18 protein-coding genes and 1 tRNA gene are annotated in these 26,370 nt (G+C 52.9%); 3 read left to right on the forward strand and 16 right to left on the reverse strand.

The annotated features are described in order from the left end of the window. The 6 genes from VCU37_RS07735 to VCU37_RS07760 all read right to left on the reverse strand — a co-directional run. Window positions 1-7,005, reverse strand: a 7,005-nt coding sequence (locus tag VCU37_RS07735) for a hypothetical protein (RefSeq protein WP_418896471.1), incomplete at its 3' end; no start/stop codon positions are given. Between the two features lie 338 nt (window positions 7,006-7,343). Beyond that, window positions 7,344-7,418: transfer RNA gene (locus VCU37_RS07740), tRNA-Val, on the reverse strand. A gap of 1 nt (window position 7,419) precedes the next feature. Beyond that, entirely contained in the window at window positions 7,420-7,839 is a 420-nt protein-coding gene (locus VCU37_RS07745; RefSeq protein ID WP_336250073.1) for a cytidine deaminase, read from the reverse strand. A gap of 29 nt (window positions 7,840-7,868) precedes the next feature. Next, window positions 7,869-8,786 (reverse strand): hemolysin family protein, encoded by a 918-nt coding sequence (locus VCU37_RS07750; RefSeq protein WP_336250074.1) that lies wholly within the window; start codon window positions 8,784-8,786, stop codon window positions 7,869-7,871. Beyond that, a complete protein-coding gene (gene ybeY, locus VCU37_RS07755) occupies window positions 8,774-9,280 on the reverse strand; it encodes an rRNA maturation RNase YbeY (RefSeq protein ID WP_336250075.1) in 507 nt (168 codons plus the stop codon). The genes VCU37_RS07750 and ybeY overlap by 13 nt, the downstream gene beginning before the upstream one ends. A gap of 15 nt (window positions 9,281-9,295) precedes the next feature. Then, window positions 9,296-10,297 carry a PhoH family protein gene (locus VCU37_RS07760; protein WP_336250076.1) on the reverse strand — a complete coding sequence of 334 codons (1,002 nt, stop codon included), beginning with the start codon at window positions 10,295-10,297 and terminating at the stop codon, window positions 9,296-9,298. A gap of 33 nt (window positions 10,298-10,330) precedes the next feature. Here VCU37_RS07760 and VCU37_RS07765 point away from each other — a divergent pair, with 33 nt between their 5' ends. Both VCU37_RS07765 and VCU37_RS07770 read left to right on the forward strand, forming a co-directional pair. After that, window positions 10,331-10,897 (forward strand): hypothetical protein, encoded by a 567-nt coding sequence (locus VCU37_RS07765; protein ID WP_336250077.1) that lies wholly within the window; start codon window positions 10,331-10,333, stop codon window positions 10,895-10,897. Window positions 10,898-10,963: 66 nt separating this feature from the next. Further along, window positions 10,964-12,808, forward strand: a complete 1,845-nt coding sequence (locus tag VCU37_RS07770; RefSeq protein WP_336250078.1) for an AMP-dependent synthetase/ligase — start codon at window positions 10,964-10,966, stop codon at window positions 12,806-12,808. Between the two features lie 75 nt (window positions 12,809-12,883). Here VCU37_RS07770 and VCU37_RS07775 read toward each other — a convergent pair whose 3' ends face one another. Genes VCU37_RS07775 through VCU37_RS07805 form a run of 7 tightly spaced genes read right to left on the reverse strand, consistent with a single transcriptional unit; the run spans window position 12,884 to window position 20,314 of the window. Continuing rightward, window positions 12,884-13,162, reverse strand: a complete 279-nt coding sequence (locus tag VCU37_RS07775) for a metal-sensitive transcriptional regulator (protein ID WP_336250079.1) — start codon at window positions 13,160-13,162, stop codon at window positions 12,884-12,886. Between the two features lie 40 nt (window positions 13,163-13,202). After that, window positions 13,203-15,389 carry a heavy metal translocating P-type ATPase gene (locus VCU37_RS07780; protein WP_336250080.1) on the reverse strand — a complete coding sequence of 729 codons (2,187 nt, stop codon included), beginning with the start codon at window positions 15,387-15,389 and terminating at the stop codon, window positions 13,203-13,205. Next, window positions 15,386-15,589, reverse strand: coding sequence for a heavy-metal-associated domain-containing protein (locus tag VCU37_RS07785; RefSeq protein ID WP_336250081.1), 204 nt, complete (start codon window positions 15,587-15,589; stop codon window positions 15,386-15,388). Before VCU37_RS07785 ends, VCU37_RS07780 begins: the two co-directional genes overlap by 4 nt. A 50-nt stretch (window positions 15,590-15,639) precedes the next feature. Further along, on the reverse strand, window positions 15,640-16,293 hold the full coding sequence (locus VCU37_RS07790; RefSeq protein ID WP_336250082.1) for a LutC/YkgG family protein: 654 nt from the start codon (window positions 16,291-16,293) through the stop codon (window positions 15,640-15,642). Window positions 16,294-16,295: 2 nt separating this feature from the next. Then, a complete protein-coding gene (locus tag VCU37_RS07795) occupies window positions 16,296-17,792 on the reverse strand; it encodes a LutB/LldF family L-lactate oxidation iron-sulfur protein (RefSeq protein ID WP_336250083.1) in 1,497 nt (498 codons plus the stop codon). After that, window positions 17,789-18,583, reverse strand: a complete 795-nt coding sequence (locus VCU37_RS07800) for a (Fe-S)-binding protein (RefSeq protein WP_336250084.1) — start codon at window positions 18,581-18,583, stop codon at window positions 17,789-17,791. Before VCU37_RS07800 ends, VCU37_RS07795 begins: the two co-directional genes overlap by 4 nt. A gap of 48 nt (window positions 18,584-18,631) precedes the next feature. Beyond that, window positions 18,632-20,314, reverse strand: a complete 1,683-nt coding sequence (locus VCU37_RS07805) for an L-lactate permease (protein ID WP_336250085.1) — start codon at window positions 20,312-20,314, stop codon at window positions 18,632-18,634. An 80-nt stretch (window positions 20,315-20,394) separates the two neighbouring features. On the opposite strand from VCU37_RS07805, the gene VCU37_RS07810 reads away from it, so the two are divergent. Beyond that, window positions 20,395-21,177, forward strand: a complete 783-nt coding sequence (locus tag VCU37_RS07810) for a FadR/GntR family transcriptional regulator (RefSeq protein ID WP_336250086.1) — start codon at window positions 20,395-20,397, stop codon at window positions 21,175-21,177. 77 nt (window positions 21,178-21,254) lie between these two features. Here the strand turns inward: VCU37_RS07810 and VCU37_RS07815 are convergent, their stop codons facing one another. Genes VCU37_RS07815 through dapA form a run of 3 tightly spaced genes read right to left on the reverse strand, consistent with a single transcriptional unit; the run spans window position 21,255 to window position 26,350 of the window. Further along, window positions 21,255-23,783 (reverse strand): FtsK/SpoIIIE family DNA translocase, encoded by a 2,529-nt coding sequence (locus tag VCU37_RS07815; RefSeq protein ID WP_336250087.1) that lies wholly within the window; start codon window positions 23,781-23,783, stop codon window positions 21,255-21,257. After that, window positions 23,783-25,456, reverse strand: a complete 1,674-nt coding sequence (locus VCU37_RS07820) for a ribonuclease J (RefSeq protein WP_336250088.1) — start codon at window positions 25,454-25,456, stop codon at window positions 23,783-23,785. The genes VCU37_RS07815 and VCU37_RS07820 overlap by 1 nt, the downstream gene beginning before the upstream one ends. Window positions 25,457-25,468: 12 nt before the next feature. Then, a complete protein-coding gene (gene dapA, locus VCU37_RS07825) occupies window positions 25,469-26,350 on the reverse strand; it encodes a 4-hydroxy-tetrahydrodipicolinate synthase (protein ID WP_336250089.1) in 882 nt (293 codons plus the stop codon). Between the last annotated feature and the right edge of the window lie 20 nt (window positions 26,351-26,370).

Here is a 26,370-nt window from a genome sequence, read left to right on the forward strand (position 1 = left end):
AACCGGGTTCAACAACAACGGCGCATCCAACATGCCCTGCAACCCACCAGACGACAAGCTATCCGCAAACACATTGTCACGCCCAATCAACACAATCCGAGAGGTGGCGTTGGCCGGGAATACCGACTCTACCCACTTATCAGAACGTTCTTCTGGCGTATTGATCGTTGAAGTTGTCCCTGGGTTCACCGGTGCTGGTCGAGCAGGAGGAGCCGGGGCTGGCGGAATCTCACTCGGTCGTTCACCGGGATCAGGAGTTGGTTCTGGTGTTGGATTGTCTGTTGGGTCTGGTGATGGTTTGATCGGGTCTACAGGACCAGGTACCGGCGTATTGTTCCGAGTACTACCGGTTGCCGTGTTATTCCCCTGGTTAGGGTCATTGTCCAGTACGATGGTCACCGTAATGGTCTTATTTGGACCATCCACACCGGCGATGCCCGGACCGTCAACGGTCTGGCCAGGCGGTATTGCAGTGGCTACGTCACATTCCCATACATCCTGGCTGGGATCTGGTTTCCGGCAGTTATTGAAGCCAGGGGTATCCGTTACCGTCGCTCCAGGGGGAACCGTCAGACGAATCGTGGTGCCAACGGGAATATTTGCACCACCATCATTATGGATGATTTGAACCTTAGGACCAGGATCCTCACCGGGACGAGGATTTGGATTATCAAATGTAATCGTGACCTTGCCATCAACCCATTGGTCAAATGGCTTAAGCGGTACGACATTCCGGTCATTCGCGGGGTTCTTGTCAGGAACACCTGATCGAATACCACTGGCATCTATGCGTAACCAACCGCTCCTGCCTTCTACTGTGACATCCGTTTCCTTAGTTGGCACAGTAACCGTTGCTTCAATCGTTGGGAGCATATTGCCACCACCGGGTGAAGCGTGAGGCCAGTCACAGACAAAGACTTGATTTTGCCCAAAATCCTGACAGGTCCATCCATTGGCATTGGTAATGGTAATCGCACCATTGCCATTGGCCGCAGAAATCGTCACGGTTGCTTCACTTGCACGAACCTTATCACCATCATGCTTGACCTTGACCGTGAAGGGCTTCGTCAAGTCGTTATCTGTAAGAATCGGTGATGGAACAGTGACGGTGGTAGATAAGTCAGGGAGTGGCACAAAGACCGTTGCCTGGGTATCTACCTTGTCATTGGTGTCATTGGCATCAAAGTTGCTGGTGATTGCTCGATTATCTGCAAAGGCACCCGTGATCATCAATGGGGTGTTAGTCAACCGATGCTGTGCACCGGTGGGGCTGACCACCTTCACAATAAATGGAGTGGTTTGGTTCGCCGGCAAGTTTGTGGTGCGCGTACATTCAAGCACCCGCTTACCGCCTTCGTCCTTAGCTTCACAGGTCCACCCTTGAGGATTAGTCGGTGGTTCAACATCCCACCCATCAGGGATATTCAGTTTGACCCGAGCATTCGTTGGGTTCACCTCGTCACGGCCAACATTCGTAATCGAAATACTGGCGAAAATAGGGTCCTGCTCATTGTCATAGTCGTTGTAGTTCGAAACGCCATCATCAGCACTCGTTGGCTGTTTCGACCAGTCCACAGCAACCTTCAGGTCAACTGCTGGGCTAATAAGGACTTCCTTATCATCATTGGCTCGGAATGACCGCTGACCAGGGGTACCGTTACCGCCGTCAATACGGCTATCAACCTTCAAGTCTGCCCGGATGGTCACGCTATCCAAGATGTCATTTGGAATACCAGAGGTATTCATTGTGAGTTTCACCGAAGGTAGCTTTTCCCCAGGCTGAGGGGTTGGCAGGTTAATTTCAATGTCTTCTGGATCACAAATGGTATTTGGTGTTGCGATCGTTACGCCAGCCGCTGGCTGGTACAACGTCGGTTTAGCCAACGCACTTGGTGCACCAGGATCCCGAGTTTTCGTGATCTTTAAACACACCAATGGGTTATAAGGGTGACCACCATCAACATTCGGGGTGATGGTAATAAAGCCCTCATCACCAACATTGAGAATTGGGATTGGCATTTCACGTAACGGGGTGTTGTTCTTATCAGACAATTTCACCGTTACAGAGGGAATCGGGAACAACGGGGTTAAGGCTGGATTAGCCGTTGTATTCGGCGTGGTGCCTTCTGTTTCTGGTGCCTGAGCAGTTTGTACTGCATTCAGCGGACCGGTCTGGCCACTGGCAGGAATCGTCACCACCTGACGGTCGGTCAATCGATTGGAACCGCTAAACTTGGCTGGGTCCCATTCAATGGGCAGTTTTACCGTGATGGTGTTGGTATCCCCACCTTCAAGATCACCAATGGTCAGCTTTTCCCCATCCCACTTGGGATCAGTAAAGGACGCGGCAACCTTCAAGCCACTTGCGGCCAGCTTGTCTTTAATCTCTGTCACAACGGTGTTGCGCAGCACAGAATCAGCGACTGGATTCTTGATAACGAGGTTCAGGTGAAGATCCTCGGTACCTGGTTCAATCGGTGTGGTCAACGGGGTGTTACCAACCATAAATGTCGCATCAAGGGCAACAGACGGATTAAGCACCTCTACGCGACCCGTAGATCCATCAGAGGACTTTTCCATCGTGTCAAAGCCAGTCGCGTCAGTTGGTTTGGTATTGCCACGGTAGGCATTACCCGTTGCGGTGATTGGACCATCACCACCCGTAACCAACAGGTCTGTTACTTCAACCACAATCTCAATCGGCCCATTGGTGTTGTTTTGGAAGGTTCCATCCTTCACCACAACCCCGAGTTTATTGGCGTCACCGCCCAATAAGGTGGCGTTATCACAGGCTAACCCACTTGCGGATGGGCAGGTGACAGTCACCTTCGCATTGGAGCGATCAATATTCGCACCAGCTAATTCCGTTAAGACGCTAAGGTTTGGCACCTCAAGGTCCTTGGGAATGGAAATAGTGGTGACTGTTTTGACTAATTCACCATGCTGAACCTTGCCATTGGGATGGTAAGCAGGGTTCTTAGCGGTGATTGTTGTCGTTGACGAAATATTGTCCCCGTGCACCGTTGCACTGCCATTACCGTCGTAAGTCTTTACGCCAACGGGGTTTCCTGGCTGAGATGCAAATGGAACGGCAACGTTATTCGTGTACGCCAAGGCTGTCGTTACATAGGGAGGTGCCGTAGCGGTGTAGGTCATCGTGACCGACGAGCCTGCTGGCATCATGAACGTTTCGTTATTTGGTGGCCACACACCCTTACGATTGCCATCGCTCAATGTCCAAGCCTTCTTGGTATCAAGGTTGGTAATCGTAACTCCAGTGGCCGTGACCTGAGTGAGGCTAGCGGCATGGGTGAAGGCCTGGGGCAGCGTATCGGTTACATTCACCCCATAGGCGGGCACCTTACCGGTGTTGGTAATGGTTACCGTGTAGTCGATGGTGCTCTTACCAATAATCCGATTGGTTGCTGGGCTGGTGACCTGCTTATTTACCGTGAGGGCAGGCTCTTGCGAAGCAAACACAACTTGGGTTGCAGGAACCGCAATCAAGTCACCCGTAGCCGGTTGGTTCAACTTTGGTTGACCCTTATCGGTATGCACTAGCTTTCCGGCTTTGTAATTGGTACTGGCCTGAACACGAACTTCACTTCCAGTGCCGACAAAGACCTCCGAAAAGTTCATGGTCTTGACTTGACCAGGGATTTTCTTGAGGGGGATCCTGACACTCACCGAATCATTCGTTGGCGTAAACACGATTTGATCCTTGTAAATCATGTCTTCGCCTAGTGCAGCAACAATGGTGGCTTTAATGTCATTCTCGGTCTTGAAGTAGTTGGGCTGGTTCAAGCCCGTGCCCCGAAATACCAGTGCAATAAAGGCATCATTTCCAGAGAATTGAGGCCCGTCAAGAAGTGCAGGGCTGGTACCAGGAGAATCGCTCACGTTAGGTGTAATGATTACCGAAACAGAACCCTTTTCCCCAGGCACAACCGTCAAGTCAGGGTTGTTGGTATCAGAGCTGGTCCCGGTAAGTGAAATCGCTGGCTTGTTCGTTTCAATAATCGAGGTTGCAAGCGTACTTAACCCGCCTGTCGCCGCGTTGGGACCGGCGAATAGGCTTTTACCGATCCGGGTAGATGCATCGGCGAGACCGTAGGCCGCTTTGCCAATTTCTTCTACGCATGCATTATTTGCGGCTTCTCGAGCGGCCTCATCAAGGTTTGAACCCACCGGCTTACAAAATGCATTCATCTTTGGCATATAGGTGGATGCTTCTTGGCCACTGCCGACTACTGAGGTGTAGCCAACAATGCCTGCCTCAACCTCATAGCTCAGCGATGGTGAGTGATTATTTGGGACGGCTACATCCAGGGTGAAGGTCTTTTCATCAGTGGCGCTGTTGGGGTCACGTGACCCGATACCGTCAGTCACATTGACGAGCAGATAGTCACCAGAAATGAGCTTGGGATCATGACCAGCCTTTGGCCCAGACACACATTCTGCCTGTGTGGCCCCACCACCAACCGTGACATTGGCACAGGTGAAGCTCTCGGGCAATTTAAGAGCAACCTTGGTGCCCGGTGCCGCAGGTGAATCCCCGATATTCGTTACCGTATAGGTCAGGCGTTGGGTGGACCCACGGTTCGCGTTACCGACGAGTGCTTTATCAACCTTAAGCATCAAAATCGGATTAATGAATTCGTAGCCGGCAAGATCGCGGGCATTAGAGAACCCACCATCAAAGTCGGTATAGCCGAGCTTGGCCAAGTTGTCATACAACACCACTGGCTGATCGGCTTCTGGAACCTTTGAGTTTTTGATTGTGGCCTTGTAAACCATTGACAGGAGGGAACCACCGGCCACGCGCTGACCAAAGGTGTAGGTCAACGGAGTACGTTTATCGGGCTTGTCAACAGGGCTCACCGCGGAGGGGACATTTGATGCCGCAACAAACTGCTGCTGGCCGCTGAGACTGCCCGCATAGGTGATATTTGAATCTGGAGTACCAACAAGCTGTGCCTCAGATGGCAGGAAGAGGTTCAGCTTCGGGTCTTGGGTTTCAATCCCATCTGGGTACTTCATCAAGACTTGGAAGCAAAGGTCCTTACCATTCCCAATCTTGCGACGTTTTCCCCAGATATCTGTTGCACCGTTTAATTGGTCAAACAGTCGGTTGTTTTCCGGCTGTTTCGCAATGTTTTTGCGTTCCTCTGCGGTCGGCATCGCGCTGGTGGGTGCCGGGCAGGTACCGTCAGGATTAGGGAATGCAACGGTGTTAAATATCTCAATGAGCGCGGGCGGGAGTTCTGCCTCAGCATCGACTTTGATAGGAGTTGCATTGTCCGTCCACGACAATGTGGCCTTGGTGACCAACGGCTTCCCGTTCACAACCGGCTTGCCATTGGCGGTATCAAGCACCTTGGATTGGAATTCAAAGGTCTGTGTGATTGATGTTCTCGGATCAATACCGGCAGCCGGAATGGTGATAACAAACTTATTGTCTGGCCCCTTTGAAACGGTGCCAGTCACCTCACTCGTGGTTGGTCCGCTATCGGTGGTAACCGTCCGGGTGAGTGTTATTGACTGTCCATTCGCTACGCAATCAGTCGTACCCTTCGCAACTGGACATTCTGGCTCAGATAATGTCAGCTTGATCGTTCGGTCATCTGACAGCGGCGCATATTCATTCGCGCGAACAACCAGCTTTTTATTGGCTAATTCGTTGTTCTTATATGCTCCACCGTCAACCATTGACGTGGTTAACGAAACAGACGTGTCCTGAACGGTAGTGACTAAATCAGGGATATCTGTCTGAACCCGACCAACGTTTGGGTACTTCGTTGCATCTTCGCCATTCCAGGGATGGATATAGCGAGCAGTACCCGTTCCTTTGAAGGTGACTACTTGGTTATGGGTTGAGTCACCTGTGTTATTCGCATAGGCAGGATCCAAGTACGCAACATCATTACGGGTGCCACCTTGATTCCCATCACCACCGAGTCCAGCCTGGTTGACCTTTGGTGTATTGCCAGGAGCCACATTCTTCTTGTCCAATGCAGCAACTTCGAACGTCACCTTGGCCATGTTCTCAGAATCGAAATTAAACTTTGCAGCGGGGATATGGAGTACCCAGTGTGGTTGGGGACTGGTTACCCATTCCAGGTCTTGTTCAGTTGGGGTAAAACAGTTTTCCCCGTTCTTCACACAGGTGCCCATGACCTCCCACGTGGGGTCAAGCTCAACATCAACAGTGTCTGTTAATTCAAGATCACCTGCGCCTGTTCGCTTTAATTCAACCGTCACCATCTGGCGCTGATTCGCTTTATTCCCACGAACGGTAATGCCATTGAGCTGTTCTTCGATCGTCAGCTTTGCATCTAAGCCTTTGACCATCACGGGTTGGGCATCAACAGACCAAGGGCTTGACGCACCGCCAGGATCACTCTGACCACCGTATCCATACTCTGCAAAGGTTGGTAAAGCACTTGCTTGGGTTGAGCCTTGGGCCCAAGCCTTCACGGTGAAGGTGTCATCAATTTTATAGACGGTGCCACTGGATGGTCCCGGGGCAGCGCTACCCTTTTTGGGACCCTTGTTGTTGACACGAATCTCAAACCAGATTTCCTCACCCGGGCTGATGTCCACAGCGTTTGCCCAGTGGACGACCGTCTCGGTATGATCTGGATACAGCAAAATCGTTGCTTTCGGGCTGCCATATTCGGCTGGCCCCGCAGTAGCCCCGAGGAAGTCAACACCCTCAGGTAAGAGAACGCTCCAACCCACGTTGTACTGCGGTGAAGCACTGTTGTTGGTTATCTTGCCTTTAATAACCGATTCTTCACCCAAGAGTGTGGTCGGTTCTGTATCGTCAAGTGAAATGACCAGGTTGTCCTTATTTGGCACCGCTGGCGTATTCGCAACTGGTGTACCTGCTGGACTCGTTTGATGAGGCGGTGGCACAGCCTGGGCGTAGCCAGGCATTGGCATCCCAGTCAGAGAGAGTGATGCCAGCGCGAATCCTGACACCAGGAGATTGGTGATGTTCATATCAGCCTTTATCTACCTTCTTGTGTACGTACAGTGAATACGTACCTATCGGCTGTTCATGGCCTGTTCGATAGACTTTTCTCAATAAATTTCAAAGAAACGTAATAATCTGTAAAAGATTTATTACTATAGGTAATTTATTTATGTCCACTTTGGCACTGGGTGAATAATACGCTCACCCATAGGTGGCAAATGGGGTGAGGCGACATAAACACCAAGAATGGCCAACCCACCCTGGAGGGAGTGCTATCGCTTCACCCTGTAGTCTCAGGACACAACAACGCCACCCAAGGGGTGGCGCTAGATGGGGTGGCGCTAGCTACCAGATCATGACATTGTGGTGGGCCCGGCTGGGTTTGAACCAGCGACCTCTCGCGTGTGAGGCGAGCGCTCTCCCACTGAGCTACGAGCCCGTCAGTGATGAGGCAATACGCTACCACCAAACCCGTACGGCAACAGCCCTTCACCCAAAGTTGTAAAGATTTCATGGCCATTCTTACCCATCATGTGTATGGCCATATTGGGGTTCAATTCATTGAGTACTTGCCGGCAATTACCGCACGGTGCCGTCACCGTGTCGGTCGTATCACCGATCACCGCACAGGCAATAATGTCTCGAGCACCTTCCATGGTTGCCGTACCAACGGCATTAGCTTCGGCACACATCGTTGAGGGGTAGGCCGCATTTTCAACGTTACAACCAGTAATGATGCGTCCGTCTAGGCTTAGGAGCGCCGCTCCTACACGAAACTGTGAGTAGGGTGCGTAGGCATGGGCTTGTGCTGCTCTCGCTGCAGCGTCCAGGGCAGCCCAATCAATCTGTTCAGCGGCCATTCCGTAATCCTTTACTACACATGGGTTGGTTAATCTTCATCGGTTTTTGCAACTAGCGGCAAACGAATCACCCGAACCTGTTCAACTCGGTTTCCTTCAACGTCTTCACAGTGCAATTCAACACTCCCCCACACTGAGTCATTGTCTGGAACATCGAGGTGGTCAACCACAATCACATCACCAATTTCTGGAACATGTCCGGCATGGTTAAAGACCAAACCACCCACCGTGTCCCAGTCATCGTCAGGCAGGTCCATGCCAAGTAATTCAGACATCGCGTGGATACCCAACCGAGCGTCAACAAGCCATTCATGCTCGTTCACTTCCTCATAGAGGGGAAGCTCATCGTCGTGCTCATCAACGATCTCACCAACAATTTCTTCAAGCACATCTTCAATTGTGCAAAGGCCGGTCAGATCCCCAAACTCATTGACGACTAAGGCCATATGCACCTCACGAGATTGCAACTCACGCAATAGCCGGTCCACAGGGGTTGATTCTGGAACCACATAGGGCTGGCGAATGAGGTCATGCCACTTCGTTTCTGCCCCCTGTAAATGAATGTGCTTGAGGACATCTTTGGAGTACACCAGCCCGATGATCTGGTCACGGTTATCAGCATCCCCCCGAACTGGTAACCGTGAGTGCCCGTACTCAAGAATCACATCGGTGACTTCATCTAAGGTCATATCAAGTGTTACCGAGCGCATATCCGGGCGAGGTAACATAATCTCGCGGACACGGGTATCGGGAAGGGCAAGGACATGTGCAATCATTTGCCCGGTTTCTTCCGTGATCTCCGCTTCGTCCGCCTCGTCCACGAGCTCTTTAATTTGCTCATCAACAGGCGCAATGGCCTTTGCCGCCGCCACCCGCCTGAAATAACCAACTGCCGCAGCACCGAGTAGTCCCGCAACAAATCCAGTTCCAAGACTTATGGGGTCCATGCCATTGCCTCCCACTCGGTAAGCAGATGATCCGTTAACGCAAACATAACCTTGCGTTCCTCCTCTTCGGCATGGTCATATCCCAAAAGGTGCAATGCTCCGTGAACCGTCAACATTGCGATCTCATCTTCAAGCGATTTGCTATGTCTACTAGCCTGGTCAGCAATGTAGTGCGGTGCCAACACAATGTCGCCGAGCAGATGCGGATGCGCCGGGTCCGCCGCGGCTTGGTCTGGTGAATCAAGCGGAAAGGCTAAGACGTCGGTGGGTCGGTCGGTGTCCATATGTTCGCGGTTCAATGCGTGCATACTATCTAAATCGACGAAGGTCAACGTAACGCCCATCGGTACAACACCTTCACGGACAAGTACAAACCCAACAAGCGCACAGAGCCGTGCGTCATCAACGTGATGAGTTATGTCATCTTCTCGGCTATCAACCGCAGTAATGAGGGCGATATGGTTTGATAGATCTGGATGGTCAGGGTTCGTCATCTCAGGCTCACCAACTCACCGCGGCGGCGCATCAGCGCTGTCCTTATGTTGGCGTTTTGCGCGTTGCTTATCTGCCCGGTCATAGGCGTTAACGATGGCCTGCACAATCTTGTGCCGAACCACATCCTTCCCAGTCAAATGAATAAAGGCAATGCCTTCTATGCCGCCAAGAATGGTTTCAATAATGCGGAGGGCTGACGTCTTATTCCCCGGTAAATCCACCTGCGTATCATCTCCCGTAACGACAACCTTGGTGCGTTCTCCGATACGGGTTAAGAACATTTTCATCTGCTCTGGCGTGGTGTTTTGGGCTTCATCGAGAACAACAAACGCATCATTTAACGTTCGTCCTCGCATATAGGCCAGCGGTGCGACTTCAATAATGCCCAGTTCCATGGCTTCACGTAAAAACTCTGGCTCCATCATGTCGTGGAGCGCGTCAAAAAGTGGGCGCAAGTACGGGTCAATCTTCTCTGTCAACGTGCCGGGCAAGAACCCTAAGCTCTCCCCTGCTTCAACCGCCGGCCGGGTCAAAATGATGCGCTTGATCTCTTTTTTGCGCAGTGCATTCACTGCCATCGCCATCGCCAAATAGGTTTTGCCGGTACCTGCAGGACCGATACCAAACGTGATGATGTGCTGACGAATAGCATCAAGGTATTGCTTCTGCCCAAACGTTTTGGGTCGGATTGTCCGGCCTTGAAAGGTAAAGGCCTCGTCACCTAGCACTTCAGAGGGATCAGCATCGGCGTCGTCGTTGATCATTGTGATCACTTGCTCAACCGTGTGCAGATCCACGGCTTTGCCACCCTCAAGGAGCTCAATCAGCTCAGTAAACACCCGCGTAACCCGGTTAACCGTATCTTCTTCACCCGTGATGGTGAACTGGTTGCCTCGTAGATGGATACCTGCGGTGAATGCCCGTTCAATGACACCCAGATGCCGATCAGATGGGCCAAGTAGCCCCACAAGTACCTGATCACTGGGGGCGATAATGGTTGAAGTTGTTGTACTCACTCACACTAAGGATAGTCGTGGCACCCTGGCTAGGTGCATCACCAATTCCTTCGTTCTCCTTCTAACGGCCCAGCCTGGTGGGTTCGTTGGGCAAGTTGGTCTTGTGTCGTTGGCCTCATCAGTGCCGCAGGTACTGCGATCTTCACCGCACCTGGCTGGTGGAAGGCACCCCTGCACTATCGAACAGATGTCTCGGAATCCGCTGCCCGTACCGTCTTGTACGAGACCATTGGTCGTGTTCTTGTCCAAGGTACGACAGACTTATGTAAACAACTTGGTACTGATCCTGCGAGTTCGTGTGCCACGAGTTTAGAACGCGTTCCCACACCACCCGGGCGGTCCCCAGGTATTCAGTGTGTTACACAACTCATTGATGGCCCGTTTGCCGGTGCCACCGTCCTCACATTACGTGGTCGTGATGACCTTGGTGAACCCTATACAACGGATTTCGTCGTCCTTGATCGAGGGTATGGCCCCCAACCACTGGACCCGGTGTATTGGTCGGGCCTGCATATCGTTGAAACCGCAGGCAATGGCCCAACATCACAGGTGAAAACAACTACATGGCGGTATGCCGGAGAATCCACTCGTTGTAATTGAAGTGATAGATTACTTACGTAGGCGTAACTCATTCGTTTACGCCCAGGTTTCGGGGAGGATTTCATCATGCGACAGACAGAAACAGCCGCACTATCGGTCGTTGGCCCCGAAGAAACGGCACCTGAAACAGTCTTTCGGCGTGCCCGAGAAACACCAGATGCAACGCTTGCCCTGCGACGTGATGCGAATAATGAGTGGGAGAGCGTGAGTTGCCAGACCTATGCTCAAGAGGTCTGCCAAGTAGCATCAATGCTTATTGGTCGGGGTATCCAGCTGGGAGACCGTGTCGCCATTATGGCAAATACCAGTTACGTCTGGGCATTGATGGATTATGGCATCATGGCCGCTGGTGGGGTCACGGTCCCGATCTACGAGACAGATTCAGCAGATCAGATTAATTACATCTTGAATGATTCAGGTGTGGTGGCAGTCCTTTGTGATAAAGAAGTACTGCGCGACCGGATCCAAGGAGTAATAGATTCAAACCAAACACAAGTCCGCGATCTTTGGTGTGTTGAGGATGGGTCCTTCGCTCACGCCATTGCTGAGGCAGAACAAGTACCAGACGCCGTTCAAGCCCGTATGGCTCAGCGCAATGCAAGCGATTTAGCCAGCATTATTTACACATCAGGGACAACTGGCCGACCCAAGGGGTGCATGATCAGCCATCGTTCAATGCTCTTTCAGGCACGTGCAACCTCAGAGGTGCTTGGGCCAGGCCTTGAGCATGATGAATATGGCCCCCCTCGTATCTTGAACTTCCTCCCCCTGGCCCACACCATTGGGCGTCTAGGCGTGCTCATCGGGATGGAATCTGCCGTAGAAATTGCATTCTCTCCCACAGTTCAAGACTTGGTTTCTGACTTAGCTACGTTGCGCCCAACGTTGATGGTTGCCGTGCCACGCGTATTCGAAAAGATCTATACCCACGGTGAACAACTCGCGATAGCCGAGGGGAAACGGTCTCACTTTCATCGAGCGGCCCGCGCAGCTATCAGTGTGAACCGATCACGAACAAAGGGTGAACAACCTAAACTCCGTGCGCTCTTTTGGTATTGGCTCTATGGACCATTTGTGTACAAGAGCTTCAGAGACAAACTTGGTGGCCGTTTGCGGTGGTGCTTTGCGGGAGGTGCCCCGTTAAGTACCCGAATCGGGCACTTCTTTGGTGGCGTTGGACTCAACCTTTTTGAGGGCTGGGGGCTGACTGAAACGATGTCTTGTGTCACGGGCAACTCCCCTGCCTCACCCAATGGCAATGTTGTTGGCACCGCTGGTGTTGCACTCCCTGGTGCCAAATTACGCATTGCTGATGATGGAGAAATTGAAGTCTTTGGCGACCGCAATTTCGATGGTTACTGGAATAACGAGGCGATGACAGCTGAAGCACTGACCGAAGATGGTTGGCTAAAGAGTGGTGATATCGGCCATATTGACGATGACGGTAACTTACATATCACCGGCCGGAAAAAAGACCTCATTATCACTGCATCAGGTAAAAATGTTGCACCTGCACCGTTAGAGGAAGATTTGCGTTCCCACCCGGTTATTTCTGAAGCCCTTGTCGTGGGGGATCGACAGCGTTTCATTGCCGCACTTATTTGTTTGGATCCGGATGTCCTGCCGGATTGGTTGGAGAATCGGGGCCTGCCGGCGCTGAGTTATGCAGAAGCCGCCGATCACCCCTTGGTCATTGAATCAATCCAGCGCGCCATTGACCGTGCCAATGAAAAGGTGAGTCGTGCTGAGTCGATTCGTGAGTTCCGTATCTTGCACGAACCATTCAATATCCATGACCGGACACTCACACCATCAATGAAGGTTGTTCGCCCGAATGCAGTTAAGTACTACGAGAAAGAGATGCGATCCATCTACGGTGCCGAATATGACCGGCACCAAGACGATCACTAATCCGGTACAACGAAAACGTGCCGCATCCCATCCAACGGGGGTATACGGCACGTGGAACAAGGCTGAACCAGCCCTTTAGGTTTTGAGCATACGCCCTAATAACGTGTTGATTTCTTCAATTTTTTGGTCTATTTCCTCCTGGTCACCGCTGGTCGCCGCATGGCGTACGCAGCCACGGAGATGATCATCCACCAGGACCAAACTGACCTTTTCCAATGCACGTTTGGCGGCCGTAATTTGGGTGAGCACGTCAATGCAGTACTCACCGTCCTCAATCATCGTTGTGATTGCCCGCACTTGGCCTTGGATACGTTTCATCCGGTTCAAGAGGGCAGTCCGATCTTGAGCCTCCACATATCCAGGTTCCCCATCTCGTGGTGAAGAACTACAACAGTCAGTCACGGCCAACCCGCCGAAGTCGCAAGCTATTTGATACAACGCTGATCGAACTAAACGCCATTGCAGCCGCCGCAAACTCTGGCCGCAGCCAACCAAGTGCGGCAATGGGAATCGTCAAGACGTTATAGCCAAACGCCCACCCAAGATTTTGTCTGATAATGAGTTCCGTGCGCTGGGCAATATCCATCGCCTGACCAACCTTATGTAAATCAGCAGTCATAAGGGTCATGTCTGCCGCTTCCATTGCAACCTGCGTACCCGAACCCATTGCTATACCAAGGTCTGCCGTACTTAAGGCCGGTGCGTCATTAATACCATCACCGACCATCGCCACGGTTTTCCCCGCTGCTTTAAGCTCCGAAATCACGCCAGCCTTATCCTCAGGCAGCACTTCAGCAATCACACGGTCAATACCTAGGCGCTTGCCAATGGCGTTAGCCGTCACCGTATTGTCACCGCTTAACATAACAACTTCTAGGCCACGCGCGTGCATGTCGGCAACCACCGAGCTGCTCTCTTCACGAGGCTGATCAGCAATGGCGATGGCGCCGACTACAACCGCATCTACCGCGATGGCTGATACGGTTGCCCCGTCACTCCGGCGCTGGTCAATCTGGGTAGCCAATTGTGGTGGGATATCACCTACCAGTGCTGCGGTACCAACTTGAATGAGCTGGTCATTAATCTCGCCTTGTGCACCACGGCCGGGGAGGACCACAAAATCCGAGACAGTATGATCACGGTCCGCGCCTTGGTCATCGGCATAGCGCACAATCGCTTTGGCGATTGGGTGCTCTGATTGGGCTTCTAGTGCACCGACAAGACCGAGTAGTTCCGCCTCATCGTAATCATCTATGAGGTCAACACCAACAACACGCATTTCACCGGTCGTTAAGGTGCCCGTCTTATCAAAGACAACAACATCAAGGGCACTGATTTGTTCCATGGCTTGCACCCCTTTGACCAGGATGCCAAGTTCACTTGCGCGCCCACCGCTGACCATTAACGCCATCGGGGTGGCAAGGCCCAACGCACACGGGCATGCAATAATCAACACACTGACCGCTGCCGTAACCGCAGTGGCAACAGGGTGCCCGATAATCAGGTGAACAATCAGTGTGAGTACCGCAATACCAATAACAACTGGCACAAAAACGGCTGAAATCTTATCGGCAAGCTGCTGAGCCGCAGCTTTTTCGTTCTGTGCACGTGACACGGCCTCGGTGATCTTGCCTAATACCGAATCATGTCCAAGGGCAGTCACTGCGATTGTTAATGCCCCATCAGTGTTCAAGGTGGCCCCCGCAACTTGGTCACCCACCTGTTTACGGACCGGCACACTCTCACCCGTCAGCATGGACTCATCGACGCTTGCGGTTCCTTCTGTGATCGTTCCATCAGCCGGAATTTGCTCACCGGGCAGTACACGGAGAACATCACCGATACCAAGGGCCCGTACCGGCACCATATCTTCTTGCCCATCAGGCAGGAGGACACGAGCCTCTTTTACTCCAAGGTTTAAGAGCGCCCGCAACGCCTTTCCAGCGTGGCTTTTGGCTCGGTGTTCCATCCACTGCCCAATGCTGAGAAAGGCCACAATGAATGCTGCCGCTTCCCAATAGACCTGTGGGTTGCCCGTGAGCTGTTGGTAGGCACTAAAGAGCCAAGCGGCACTGGAACCCATTGCGATCAGGGTAAACATGTTGACACTGCCAGCCTTCGCACGGGCAATCGCTTGGGCGATAAAAGGCCAACCAACCCCAAAGAGGATAACGGTGGCGAGTGCGGGTTCTAGTCCCATCTTCCACCAATCAGGCAAGTGATAGCCAAATACCATCGCCACCATATGAATGATGAACGGAATCGTCAGAATAAGGCCGATAATGGCACGATATTTCCAGTACCGGGCTGCTTTGGCATCCTCATCTTCGATCGGCTCGTCACTGTCGTCTTCCAAGCTGATCAGCTGATAGCCGAGTTTGTCTATTTTTTGAACAAGCACACCATCGTCCGCATCCTCCCCAAGGGTTACTTGGGCGCGCCCGGTGGCGTAATTGACTACCGCTTCATCTACCTCCTCAGCCTTATTAAGCGTTTTTTGGATACGGGCAGCACAGGACCCGCACGTCATACCCACCACTCGATACTCAGTGGTTTTCAGGCCGGAAGTAGGCGCGGTCATGAGAGGTCATACCCCAATTCTTCGATGATCTCACGGATGTTGTCTTCGCTGATAACACCCTCGTCAAAGGTAAGGGCAATGGACTTGTCCTCTGGAGTTACAAGCACATTGGAGATGCCTTCGCGTTCGCGGAGATCCCCTTCGATCGTGGCTTTGCAGTGGCCACAGCTAATGTCTGATGAAGTAAGTGTGATATTCATATAAAAGAGGATACCCCAGGGGGGTATCCTCTTGCAGGGGTTTGTGGTGACTATTCGACCAATACCACCACAAGGGTGCGTGGACCGTGCACACCTTCCACACGGTTCAACTCAATATCACTAGTTGCTGAACCACCACTAATCCATGTGGCTGGTTGCCCACGGCGAATGGGTTCTTGCAGCATCGTGATGGCTTCTGGTACCCCAGACACGACCTGATCGGCTCGAACGACACAAATGTGGAGGTCAGGAACTAAGGACAATGCGCGACGACCCTGGTCAGGATCATGGTTCAAAATGACGGTGCCAGTATCAGCAACGCTCACAAATGAGCCCGTTACCACTGCGTCGATCTTGTCTAGTTCGTAGTTCGTCAATAACGGTTCGTCAAAATGAACCTCAAGTCCTGCGCTCCGAATGGTGTCAGTCCATTCGTCGGGAATACCCGATGGGATGACGACACTCTTAGCGTCACGATCTTTGAGGGCGTTCGCAATTGTGGCAGCGAGCTCACCCTGCGAGGTCCGTAGCACCGTTGCCTTGTAATCCTCAACATTCTCGACGAAGGTACCAATCACATCCGTGATGAAGTCATCTGGCTGACCGTAGGTCCAATTAATTGGGGCATCCGTTTCCACATTTGAGTCGGTAACATCTTTTAATGCAGTCCGAATACGACCCAGGATGACGTCCTTACTGCTCATCCTTATTCCCCTTTCCGGTTCTTCTTCCACCACTGGCGGAAGGATTCCTTGGCCGGCATTGGCATATCACGTGCGCGCGTCCAGCCATAGAGCGGGCCCGTCATCGGTGTCGGCCCAATACCGTGCACCATTGGGAGCATCTTTTTACCTGAGCTTGCGGCAAGAATTGATGCTTCCCATGCCATTGGGCTACCCATCAGGCGGCCACCAGCACCCATGGCAACATCCCAGAAACTGGGGATTCCACCACGGTGGGCTTCAGTAACCTTGTGGCGCATATCTACGAGCATGTCCGCCAAGTCAATGGAGACTGGGCAAACCTCTGTACAGGCACCACACAGGCTGGAGGCAAAGGGAAGGGAGTCCGCTACGGGGTTCGTTCCAACCCCACGAAGTTGGGGAGTAAGCACAGACCCGATTGGACCGGGATAGACCGAACCGTAGGCATGGCCGCCAACCCGTTCATAGACCGGACACACGTTCATGCAGGCAGAACAACGGATGCACCGCAGCGCTTGACGCTGATAGGTGTCAGACAAAACGGATGTACGCCCGTTGTCCATTAACACAACGTGCACTTCTTGTGGACCATCACCTGGCGTCACGCCTGTCCACATAGAGGTGTAGGGGTTCATCTTCTCCGCAGTGGACGAGCGGGGTAATAACTGGGTGAATAACTCAAGGTCCTGGAAGGTTGGCAGCATCTTTTCGATGCCAACTAAGGAAATGAGGGTGTCGGGAAGGGTCAGGCACATACGACCATTGCCTTCACTTTCCACTACACAGAGGGTTCCGGTTTCAGCAATGGCAAAGTTTGCACCACTAATAGAGACCTTTGCACGCAGGAACTTTTCACGCAGGTGTAAGCGAGCAGAACCCGCAAGCTGAGCTGGGTCGGCTTCAACATCCTCTGGAGCTGGACGGCCCCAGAGTTTCATTTCGCGCAAGAAAATCTCACGAACTTCTGCACGGTTACGGTGAATGGCCGGCACCAAGATGTGTGAGGGGCGGTCATGGCCCATCTGCACGATCAATTCGGCAAGGTCTGTTTCCCAAGCGGCAATTCCAGCCTCTTCTAACGCCTCGTTGAGGTCGGTTTCCTGCGTTGCCATGGACTTCACCTTGACAACTTCTTGGACACCCTTGGATTTAACAATGTCAACGATGATGCGGTTCGCTTCTTCGGCGTCTTTCGCCCAGTGAACCTGTGCCCCATTCTTGGTGAGGTTTACTTCGAGCTGCTCCAAATAGGTGTCCATGTGGCGCAAGACTCGGTCTTTAACATTGCCACCAGCCACACGCATAGCCTGCCAGTCCGGGCGTTCATTAACGCGGGCTTGGCGCTTTTTACGGATGGTCGTTGTCGCAAAGCGCAAGTTAGCACGTTGGGTTGGTTTGTTAAGCTCAACCTTGGCTTGCTTTGGGAATGTGGGCTGATCAACAAGCGGCAAGCTTGGTGGCGCTGGGGTGAGCCGCTTCTTTTGTTCAATCGTACTCATCGTGCGGTCTCCTCTTCGGTTGACGCCAAGACTTCGGCCAGGTGGATGGGCTTGACGAGGATGTTCTCACGACTTAACAGCCCGCCAACATGCATAAGGCAGGAGTTGTCACCGGCCACCACATATTCGGCACCAGATGCAACGATATTGCCTACCTTGTCTGCACCCATTGACACACTGACATCAGGGTTCTTCACGCTGAAGGTACCGCCGAAGCCACAGCAACGGTCAGAGTCGTTCAGTTCAATAAAGGTGCAGCCCTTCACATTGCGTAACAGCTGTTGGGGGCGGTCCCCTACCCTAGTGACACGCATGGAGTGGCACGTGGTGTGTAAGGTCACCTTGTGCGGGAAATAGGCGCCCACGTCGGTTGTACCCAGTACATCCACAATGAACTCAGAGAGTTCATAGGTGTGTGCGGCAACCCGTGATGCCGTTTCTAATAATCCCATGTCGTTACCCTTGGCCGCCAGCATGGGATGCTGCTCGCGCACAGCCCCCACACAGGAACCAGACGGGCCGATGATGTAGTCATAGTTTTCAAATGCTTTGGCGTACGCACGAACACTATGCAAGGCCTCAGGGAAGTACCCCGTGTTGGTGAACGGCTGACCACAGCAGGTCTGTCCACGCGGGAACTCAACTTTGCAGCCAAGACGTTCAAGCAACTTCACCGTTGCTTTAGGCGTTTCCGGGAACATGATGTCATTGATACACGTTGCGAACAACGCGACCGTCAATCCTGCTCCTGGGAGTCGCTCTGAGGTTGTAGCGATCTCAGTAGCACTCATCTATTACTCCTCTGTTCAGATAGGGGGCTTTCGCCCCCAAAGTGTTGATTAGACGTAGGGATGGGCGGGAATACTGAAGTCCAAGAAACCAGTGGCCTGGAGGCCAATGACGATACATGTGAACAACAGGAGGCCAATGGACCACCACACCACTTTGCGGAGCAACAAACTCTCTTGGCCAGAAAGACCAACTGCCGTTGTTGCAATCGCTAGGTTCTGTGGACTGATCATCTTGCCGACCACACCACCAGCCGTGTTACCGGCCACCATGACGAGCTGGTCAAGACCCGCCTGCATCGCAGCTTCTTTCTGTAAGGCACAGAAGAGCGCATTTGAAGATGTATCTGAACCAGTCACGAACACACCGAGCCAACCAAGGACAGGACCGAGGAAGGCAAAGGCGGCACCCACACCTGCAATCCAGTTACCAATGGACAGGGTTTGCCCACTTGCATTCATCACGAAGGCTAGGGCCAGCACGCTCGCCATCGTCAGAATCGCAAACCGCATGTTGTAGAGCGTTTCCGTAAATGTTTTAACCGTATCAGCCACGCTCATGCGGTAGATGATGGCGACAAGAATGCCTGTCAACAATAGCTGTCCACCAGGATTGGCAATCAAGTCGAGCTTGAATGTCACAGGATAGGGCGAACCATCAGGACGAAGGATCTGCCCAGCAAGGCCAGGCCAGTCAAAACTAATGGTGGTTGAATCAATCGCTGCCTTCAGCGGGCCTACAAGCTTCGCAGCACCGAAGATGAAGATAACAAGGATGTAGGGGACAACCGCCATCCAAATACGGGCAGGAGTCAGCTCACTCGCGTCAGGCGTTTCATCTTCTTGAACGGCGGCGGCAAGACCACTCTCACGCGCCCGTTCCAATTCAGCCGCAAGTTGCTCCTTTACGCGGTCGGCTTCTGGTGGTTGCCAGAAACGGAGGATAATGATGGCGGTCAGCAAACCAGCCAAGGACGCAAAGACGTTCGTCAACTGATAAACCGCTGATTGGGCGGTGAAATAGGACGCAAACGCGAAGGCGATACCGATTGGCAAAGCAACCGGGAAGGTCTGGCGCACACCCTTGAATCCATCCACCATCAGGACCAGCAAGAGCGGGACAAAAATGGCTAATAGGAATGTCTGGGATGCGGCAACTGAACTCACCAACCGCGGGTCCATTTGAGTAACTTGTGCTGCCGTATCGATAGGAATAGCAACCGCGCCAAAGGCCACGGGAGCGGTATTGGCCAAGAGCACTGCCAATGCCGCGCGGACGGGACTAAAGCCCAGTGCCATCAACATGGCCCCGGTGATGGCAATAGGAGCACCATAACCAGCCAGCGCCTCCAGTAGACCACCAAAGCAGAATGCAATAAGGATGGCTTGAATACGGAGGTCGTCACTCAGTAAATTAAACGTTGCCCGTAAGTCGTTAAAGCGGCCGCTCTTCACGGTAATCATGTACATGAAGATGGCCGTGACGACGATCCAGGCAATGGGATATAAACCGAAAGCAGCACCGTTTAATGTGGAGTGAAGGGCTAACGTCACTGGCATCTTGAAACCGATAATGGCAACCAAAATGGCGACGGCGACACTCGTTAAACCGGCATAGTGCGCTTTCCAGCGCAACACCCCGAGGGTTATAAACATGGTTAACAGCGGCAAACACGCCACTAAAGCTGAAACAGTTGGACTGCCAGCAACAGGATCCAATGCTTGTTGGAACACGCAGACTCCTCTCTCAGAAATGCAATGGTAAGACCATTAGGACATTAAGGTATGAGGTACACCAAGGTGGAGGCAAATCCTTGCTAAAGAACATTGGCCAGAGCGCTCGCGAAATTGTTGTCGAATATATCGAACAAGGCATCCTTTCTGGCGAGCTGAGACCTGGTCAAAAAGTGATGAGTGAGCGTGAACTGGCTGCTCATCTCGGGGTTTGCCGTGGTGCGGTACGTGAAGGCGTGGCCCGTCTTGAAGGTATGGGGCTTGTGCAATTTAGTCGCGGTGTAAAGGGTGGTACCACAATCCGCCGCGATGGGGGGCTGCAACTAGCCCATCTATTTCGCCTCCATCTGTCGCTTCATGGTGCGGACAAAAGTGATGTCATGGAGGTCCGAATTGCCCTAGAGCGCGCGACGGCTGCCTTTGCCGCTAATGCGGTCACTACTGAGCTCATCGAGGATCTCACCGAACTCGTTGATGCGATGGGTAAACAAACCGATCGAGCCGCCTTTGATGACCTTGACACGAGATTCCATCACCGGATTGCAAATCATGGTGATAACGGGCTGCTCTTTGATCTCACCCGAGCGATTCGCACAACCGTCGCTGACCCGATTCGTAAAGCTACTGATCGCATCGAAGACTGGAATGCCTACCAGGTGCTATTGACTGAAGAACATCGTGGCATCATGCAGGCAATCGCATCGGGTGATCCAACCCAAGCCGCCGACGTCATGGAGCGCCATATCCGTCATGCGTGGGAGATTTTGCCCCATGATCTTGGTCAGCATTGTGGCCAGTCCAGTGACACAACAGAAGAACCTGATGAGGACCATCACGAGGACCTAGGCAATCAAGCCGCCTAACTCGGTCCCGTTCCTCTCATCTCACGTCTAAACCCCTGCAATTGCAGGGGTTTAGGGATATCTGGCGGGGAGTACGGTCAATACACCAGGTCCTCCAGTTCATCCACGGTCATGAGGACTACCCGCGCCTTTGGCCCTTCAGATGGCCCAACCACACCCATCCGTTCAAGTTCATCCATAATGCGGCCAGCACGGGCGAACCCAACTTGAAGTTTGCGTTGCAACATACTCGTAGACCCGAGGCCAGAGCGTACAACGAGTTCCATTGCCGCACGAGTGAGATCCTCATCGGTGGCATCCTCACCCTTGATGTCGGCCATCACCGCTTCCGCTCCTTCCTTAATGACGTTCTCCTCATAGACAACCGGAGCTTGGGCCTTACAAAAGGCCACAATCTCTTCAATCTCACGTTCATCCACATAGGACCCTTGTAAGCGGTGAGGCTTACTCACGTTGGCGGGCATATACAACATGTCGCCTTGGCCGATCAGTTTTTCGGCACCGTACTGGTCAAGAATGGTTTTTGAATCATGGCCCGTTGCCATAGACAGCGCGATACGACTTGGCACATTCGCTTTAATCAGCCCGGTGACCACGTTCACACTTGGTCGCTGGGTCGCAATAACCAGGTGGATACCGACCGCTCTCGCCTTTTGAGCGATACGAACAATAGCCGTTTCCACATCATTCTTTGCAACCATCATCAAATCGGCTAACTCGTCAATGATGCAGACGATATAGGGCAAAAAGTCCTCGTCACTGGCCTTTTCGTTATAGGTGTCAAGGTGACGAACTTTGTAGTCGCGCAGTAACCCATATCGCCGTTCCATCTCATCAACGAGCCAGTCAAGGGCATCCTTGGCGCGTTTTGGATCAGTCACCACTCGGGTAAGGAGGTGTGGCACATCTTCATAAATGGCCATTTCAACCTGTTTCGGGTCAATCAAAATCATGCGCACTTGTTCGGGTGTATTGCGCATAATCAGTGAGGTGACAATGCCATTCATAACCACGCTCTTTCCTGACCCAGTGGCCCCCGCAATCAGGAGGTGTGGCATCTTTGCCAGATTAACCATGACCGGTCGCCCGCCAATATCCAACCCTAGGGCAGCAGCCAACGGGTGCGTGATCTGTTCAGCTACCTCAGACATCAATATGTCGCCCAGCGTGATGAAGTCACGGTCTTCATTGGGCACCTCAATCCCGATGGCGACCTTCCCCGGAATGGGCGCCACGATACGGACATCTGGTGTTGCTAAGGCGTAGGCAATATCACGATCAAGTTTCGTAATCGCCGCAACCTTCACCCCTACCCCAAGTTCGAGTTCAAACCGAGTAACGGTTGGTCCACGACGAACAGCCACGATCTGAGCATCCACACCAAATTGTTCAAGCATTTGGTCAAGTGCTGTCCGCATGCGCTCTAAACTCTCGTGGTTATCTGGAGCCGCGTGACCGATTTCTAGCATTGAAAGTGGCGGTAGCTGGTAGTCGGTGGCGTCGCGTGGCACCAATTTCGTTGCCGTAGCATCTTGCACGTCCGCTTCGAGTTCGGCACGTTCAGGGTCATCATCAGGATCGTGGTAATCGGTGAGCGGGTTCGGTGATACCACCTCATCACCGATTGGTTCACCATTGATTTGAGCCAGCAGCGCCTCATCACTCAACGCATACACCTCATCATCTGGTGAGCGCGGGGCGCGGGCATGAGGTGACATCGGAATATTGCGTGGACGTACCAGCGTAGGGTCTTGTTGAACCGTGGCGCGAGGTGGTTCAGGAGCAGGCACGATACGGGTTTGACTGACTTCGGCATCCTCGGCAATATCAGCTTGAGGCTGGATATAGCGCTGATCAGCCGCATAGTCCGTCACAAAGGAAGGCGGGGCCAAAGCATCATCTTCAATACCGGAATCGATTGCTTGATCATCCTCATCAAAGACCCCCGAATGATCGCCAAATTCATCTTGATCGTCAAAAGCGTCAATTGCAGCTTGTGCATCTTCGTCTTCGCTGAATCGAGCGTCACGTTCAGCTTTGGCTGCTTTTGCTTCTTGATATCGCGCTCGCCATTGGTCGGCGACACCAAGGGCGACCAGACGCCATTGATTCAAGGTGGTAAGCACTTGCCGGGCACTGGTATTGGTTAATGCCATTAACCCGATGCCGACTGCAACAAGGAGGACAAAGGCCGCACCAACAGAGGAAAAGGCGTCAGCTAAGGTGAACGCTGCGGTGGCACCAACCACGCCACCGGCACTACGCAACCCGTCCCCACCTTGGCTCACGGTGGGCATACCAGCCATCAGGTGCCATAAACCTGTGAGGGATACAAAGGTGGCCAGTCCACCAAATACAAGGCGCGGTGCTACAGCCTCGACATCACGCTTGAATTGCAGCACCCCATAACTGACAAGTAAGACTGGCACGAGCAGACCAGGAACGCCGAACATCCATCGGACCCCAAGGTGAATCCAATGGCCGACGACCCCAGCTGCACCTCCACTCCAAAGCCCCAGGGCAAGGAGCGCTCCGAGGGTTATTGAGAAAACGCCAGCGATACTCCGCCAGCGCGCTGCCGCCTGGCTGTTGTTTGGGCGAGCCATTAAGCCTCCATCACCACCGGGACGATCACCGGCTTACGTCCTAGAATCTCACGCCAGAACTGAGCCATCGTCTGGTGGATAGTACGTTCAGCCACGTTGCGCGAACCCGCTCGCTTCTCTAGGGCTTTTGCAACAACCTCTTCAGCGCGGCTAATCAATTCGGGGTGTTCATCTTCAAAGAACAGGCCTTGTTGCATAATTTCTGGTCGTTCAACAAGGTTGCCGTCACGATCGGTTCGGACCGCAACAATCACAACCCCTTCGGCGCTTAGCCGTTGCCGTGCTCGCAACACGTTGGGGCCAACGTCACCCACGCTGAGTCCGTCAACCATTGTGCGCCCTGGCGCAAAGCCTAATGTGCGGGTAATGCCTTGACCCGCACGCAAAACTACACGGTCACCATCAGCGCAAACAATCACCTGTTCATCCGGTACGCCAGCCTGACGGGCTAGATCGGCGTGGGCAACAAGATGACGGTATTCCCCGTGGACGGGTACGAATGCCTTGGGACGCACGACATTGTGAAATAACAACAGCTCATCTGCCGATGAATGTCCAGAAACGTGGACATGTTCATGGCTTTGATAGACGACGCGTGCACCTTGACGATAGAGCCCGTTAATGACCTTGGAAATTGCGGCCTCATTGCCGGGGATTTGACTACAGGCCATAATCACAGTGTCACCGTCTTCAACGCTGATAAAGCGATGGGTACCTGCACTCATGAGGCTGAGGGCGGCAAAAGGTTCACCTTGGCTCCCGGTACATAACACTGCTACTTCGCGGTCTGGCAGTTTCCCAGCTTCTTCAATATCAACAACATCCGTGTCTTCATAGTGCACATACCCCAAGTCACGGGCAATCGGCAGGTTGCGCACCATTGAACGGCCAACAAAGGCAACTTTGCGGCCTGACTCAAGGGCGGCATCAAGGACCTGTTGCACTCGGTGAATATGGCTGGCAAAGGTGGTGACGATAATGCGCCCATGGGCACTAGCGAACTGACGACGCAAGGTTGCCCCTACGGTTCGTTCACTGGGCACGAACCCTGGCCGACAGGCGTTTGTTGAATCGGCTAACAGCAGGTCAACGCCTTGATCGCCTAATTGGGCAAGGTGTGGCAAATCGGTGGTGCGATTATCGATTGGGGTCTGGTCCATACGAAAATCACCCGTATGCACAATCGTTCCATCTGGGCCATGAATCGCAACGGCGAGTGAATCAGGAATGGAATGATTCACGGCAACAAACTCTAAATCCCAGTGGCCAACCGGGAGGCTTTCACCAGCTTCAACCTCGTAGGTTTCAAGCTGACTTCCGGGGTGTTCGTCGAGCTTGGCGTTCAGGAGACCAAGGGTGAGCTTGGACCCGTACACCTTCGTGCCGGGAAAATCACGCAAGAAGAACGGTACCGCCCCGATGTGGTCCTCATGACCATGGGTGAGTACAACCGCATCTATGGTGGGTGCGCGTTGAATCAGATCCTCCCAATTGGGCAAGATCAGGTCTACCCCAGGATGGGTTGCATCAGGGAATGTGACCCCGATATCAACAATGATGGCGTGCCCATCCCGCTCAATCGAGCACATATTGGCGCCTATCTCGCCAAGTCCGCCATAGAAACTTATGACGGTGCCGTCGGTTGGCAGCGCACCAGGTTGTGCCTCACTCATCGGTTACCTCGTTTATTTCAATAGATCTAGCGCACGCATCGCTGCAATGATGTCGGCCCTGGTCTCATCAGAAACCGGAAGCATGGGGGAACGTAGAACGTCCAAACAGTAGCCAAGCTCATGTAAGGCTGCTTTAACTGGTGCAGGATTAGGCTCTTTGAAGAGGATCGAAAATACATCGCTTAACTGCATATGAAGCGCAGTGGCACGTGCGGGGTTAGTTGGAAATACCGTAATCAATTCACGCAGCTGCGGCGCCACGATATGGCTTGCCACACTGACAATACCAACCGCACCTAGAGATAACCACGGCAATAGTGCACTATCATCGCCGCTCCAAACATCAAAGCCCTCCGGAGCTCGTTTGATCAGCCAGGTGGCCTTCGCAATATTGCCTACTGCGTCTTTAACCCCAACAATGTTGGGGATATCAGCCAGGTCGAGGAGGGATTCTTTGGCGATTTCGACGGCGGTACGCCCGGGAATGTCATAGAGCAATACCGGGAGTTCCGTTGATGCCGCGATAGTCGTGAAGTGGCGGACCAATCCCACTTGGCTCGGTTTGATGTAGTAAGGCGCAACCGCCATCACCCCATGGACACCGGCCTGTTCAGCAATAACCGTTCGCCGCACACTTTCTGCCGTGTCATTTACACCCACCCCGGCAATAACGGTGGCACGATCTCCCACGGTGTCGGTTACACAACGCCACATGAGTTCGGTTTCATTGAGTGACATCGTCGCACTTTCACCCGTCGTGCCAGTCACCACGATGCCTTCAGAACCTTGGTCAACCAAAAAACTGGCGATGCGTGCAGCCGCTTCAATGTCAACTGCCCCTTCAGCGGTAAAGGGGGTAATCATGGCCGTCATGAGTGATGGGAAGGCTGCCATATCGTTCTCCTTTGGGATGA

Source organism: Stomatohabitans albus, from assembly GCF_036336025.1.
Lineage (GTDB): Bacteria > Actinomycetota > Nitriliruptoria > Euzebyales > Euzebyaceae > Stomatohabitans > Stomatohabitans albus.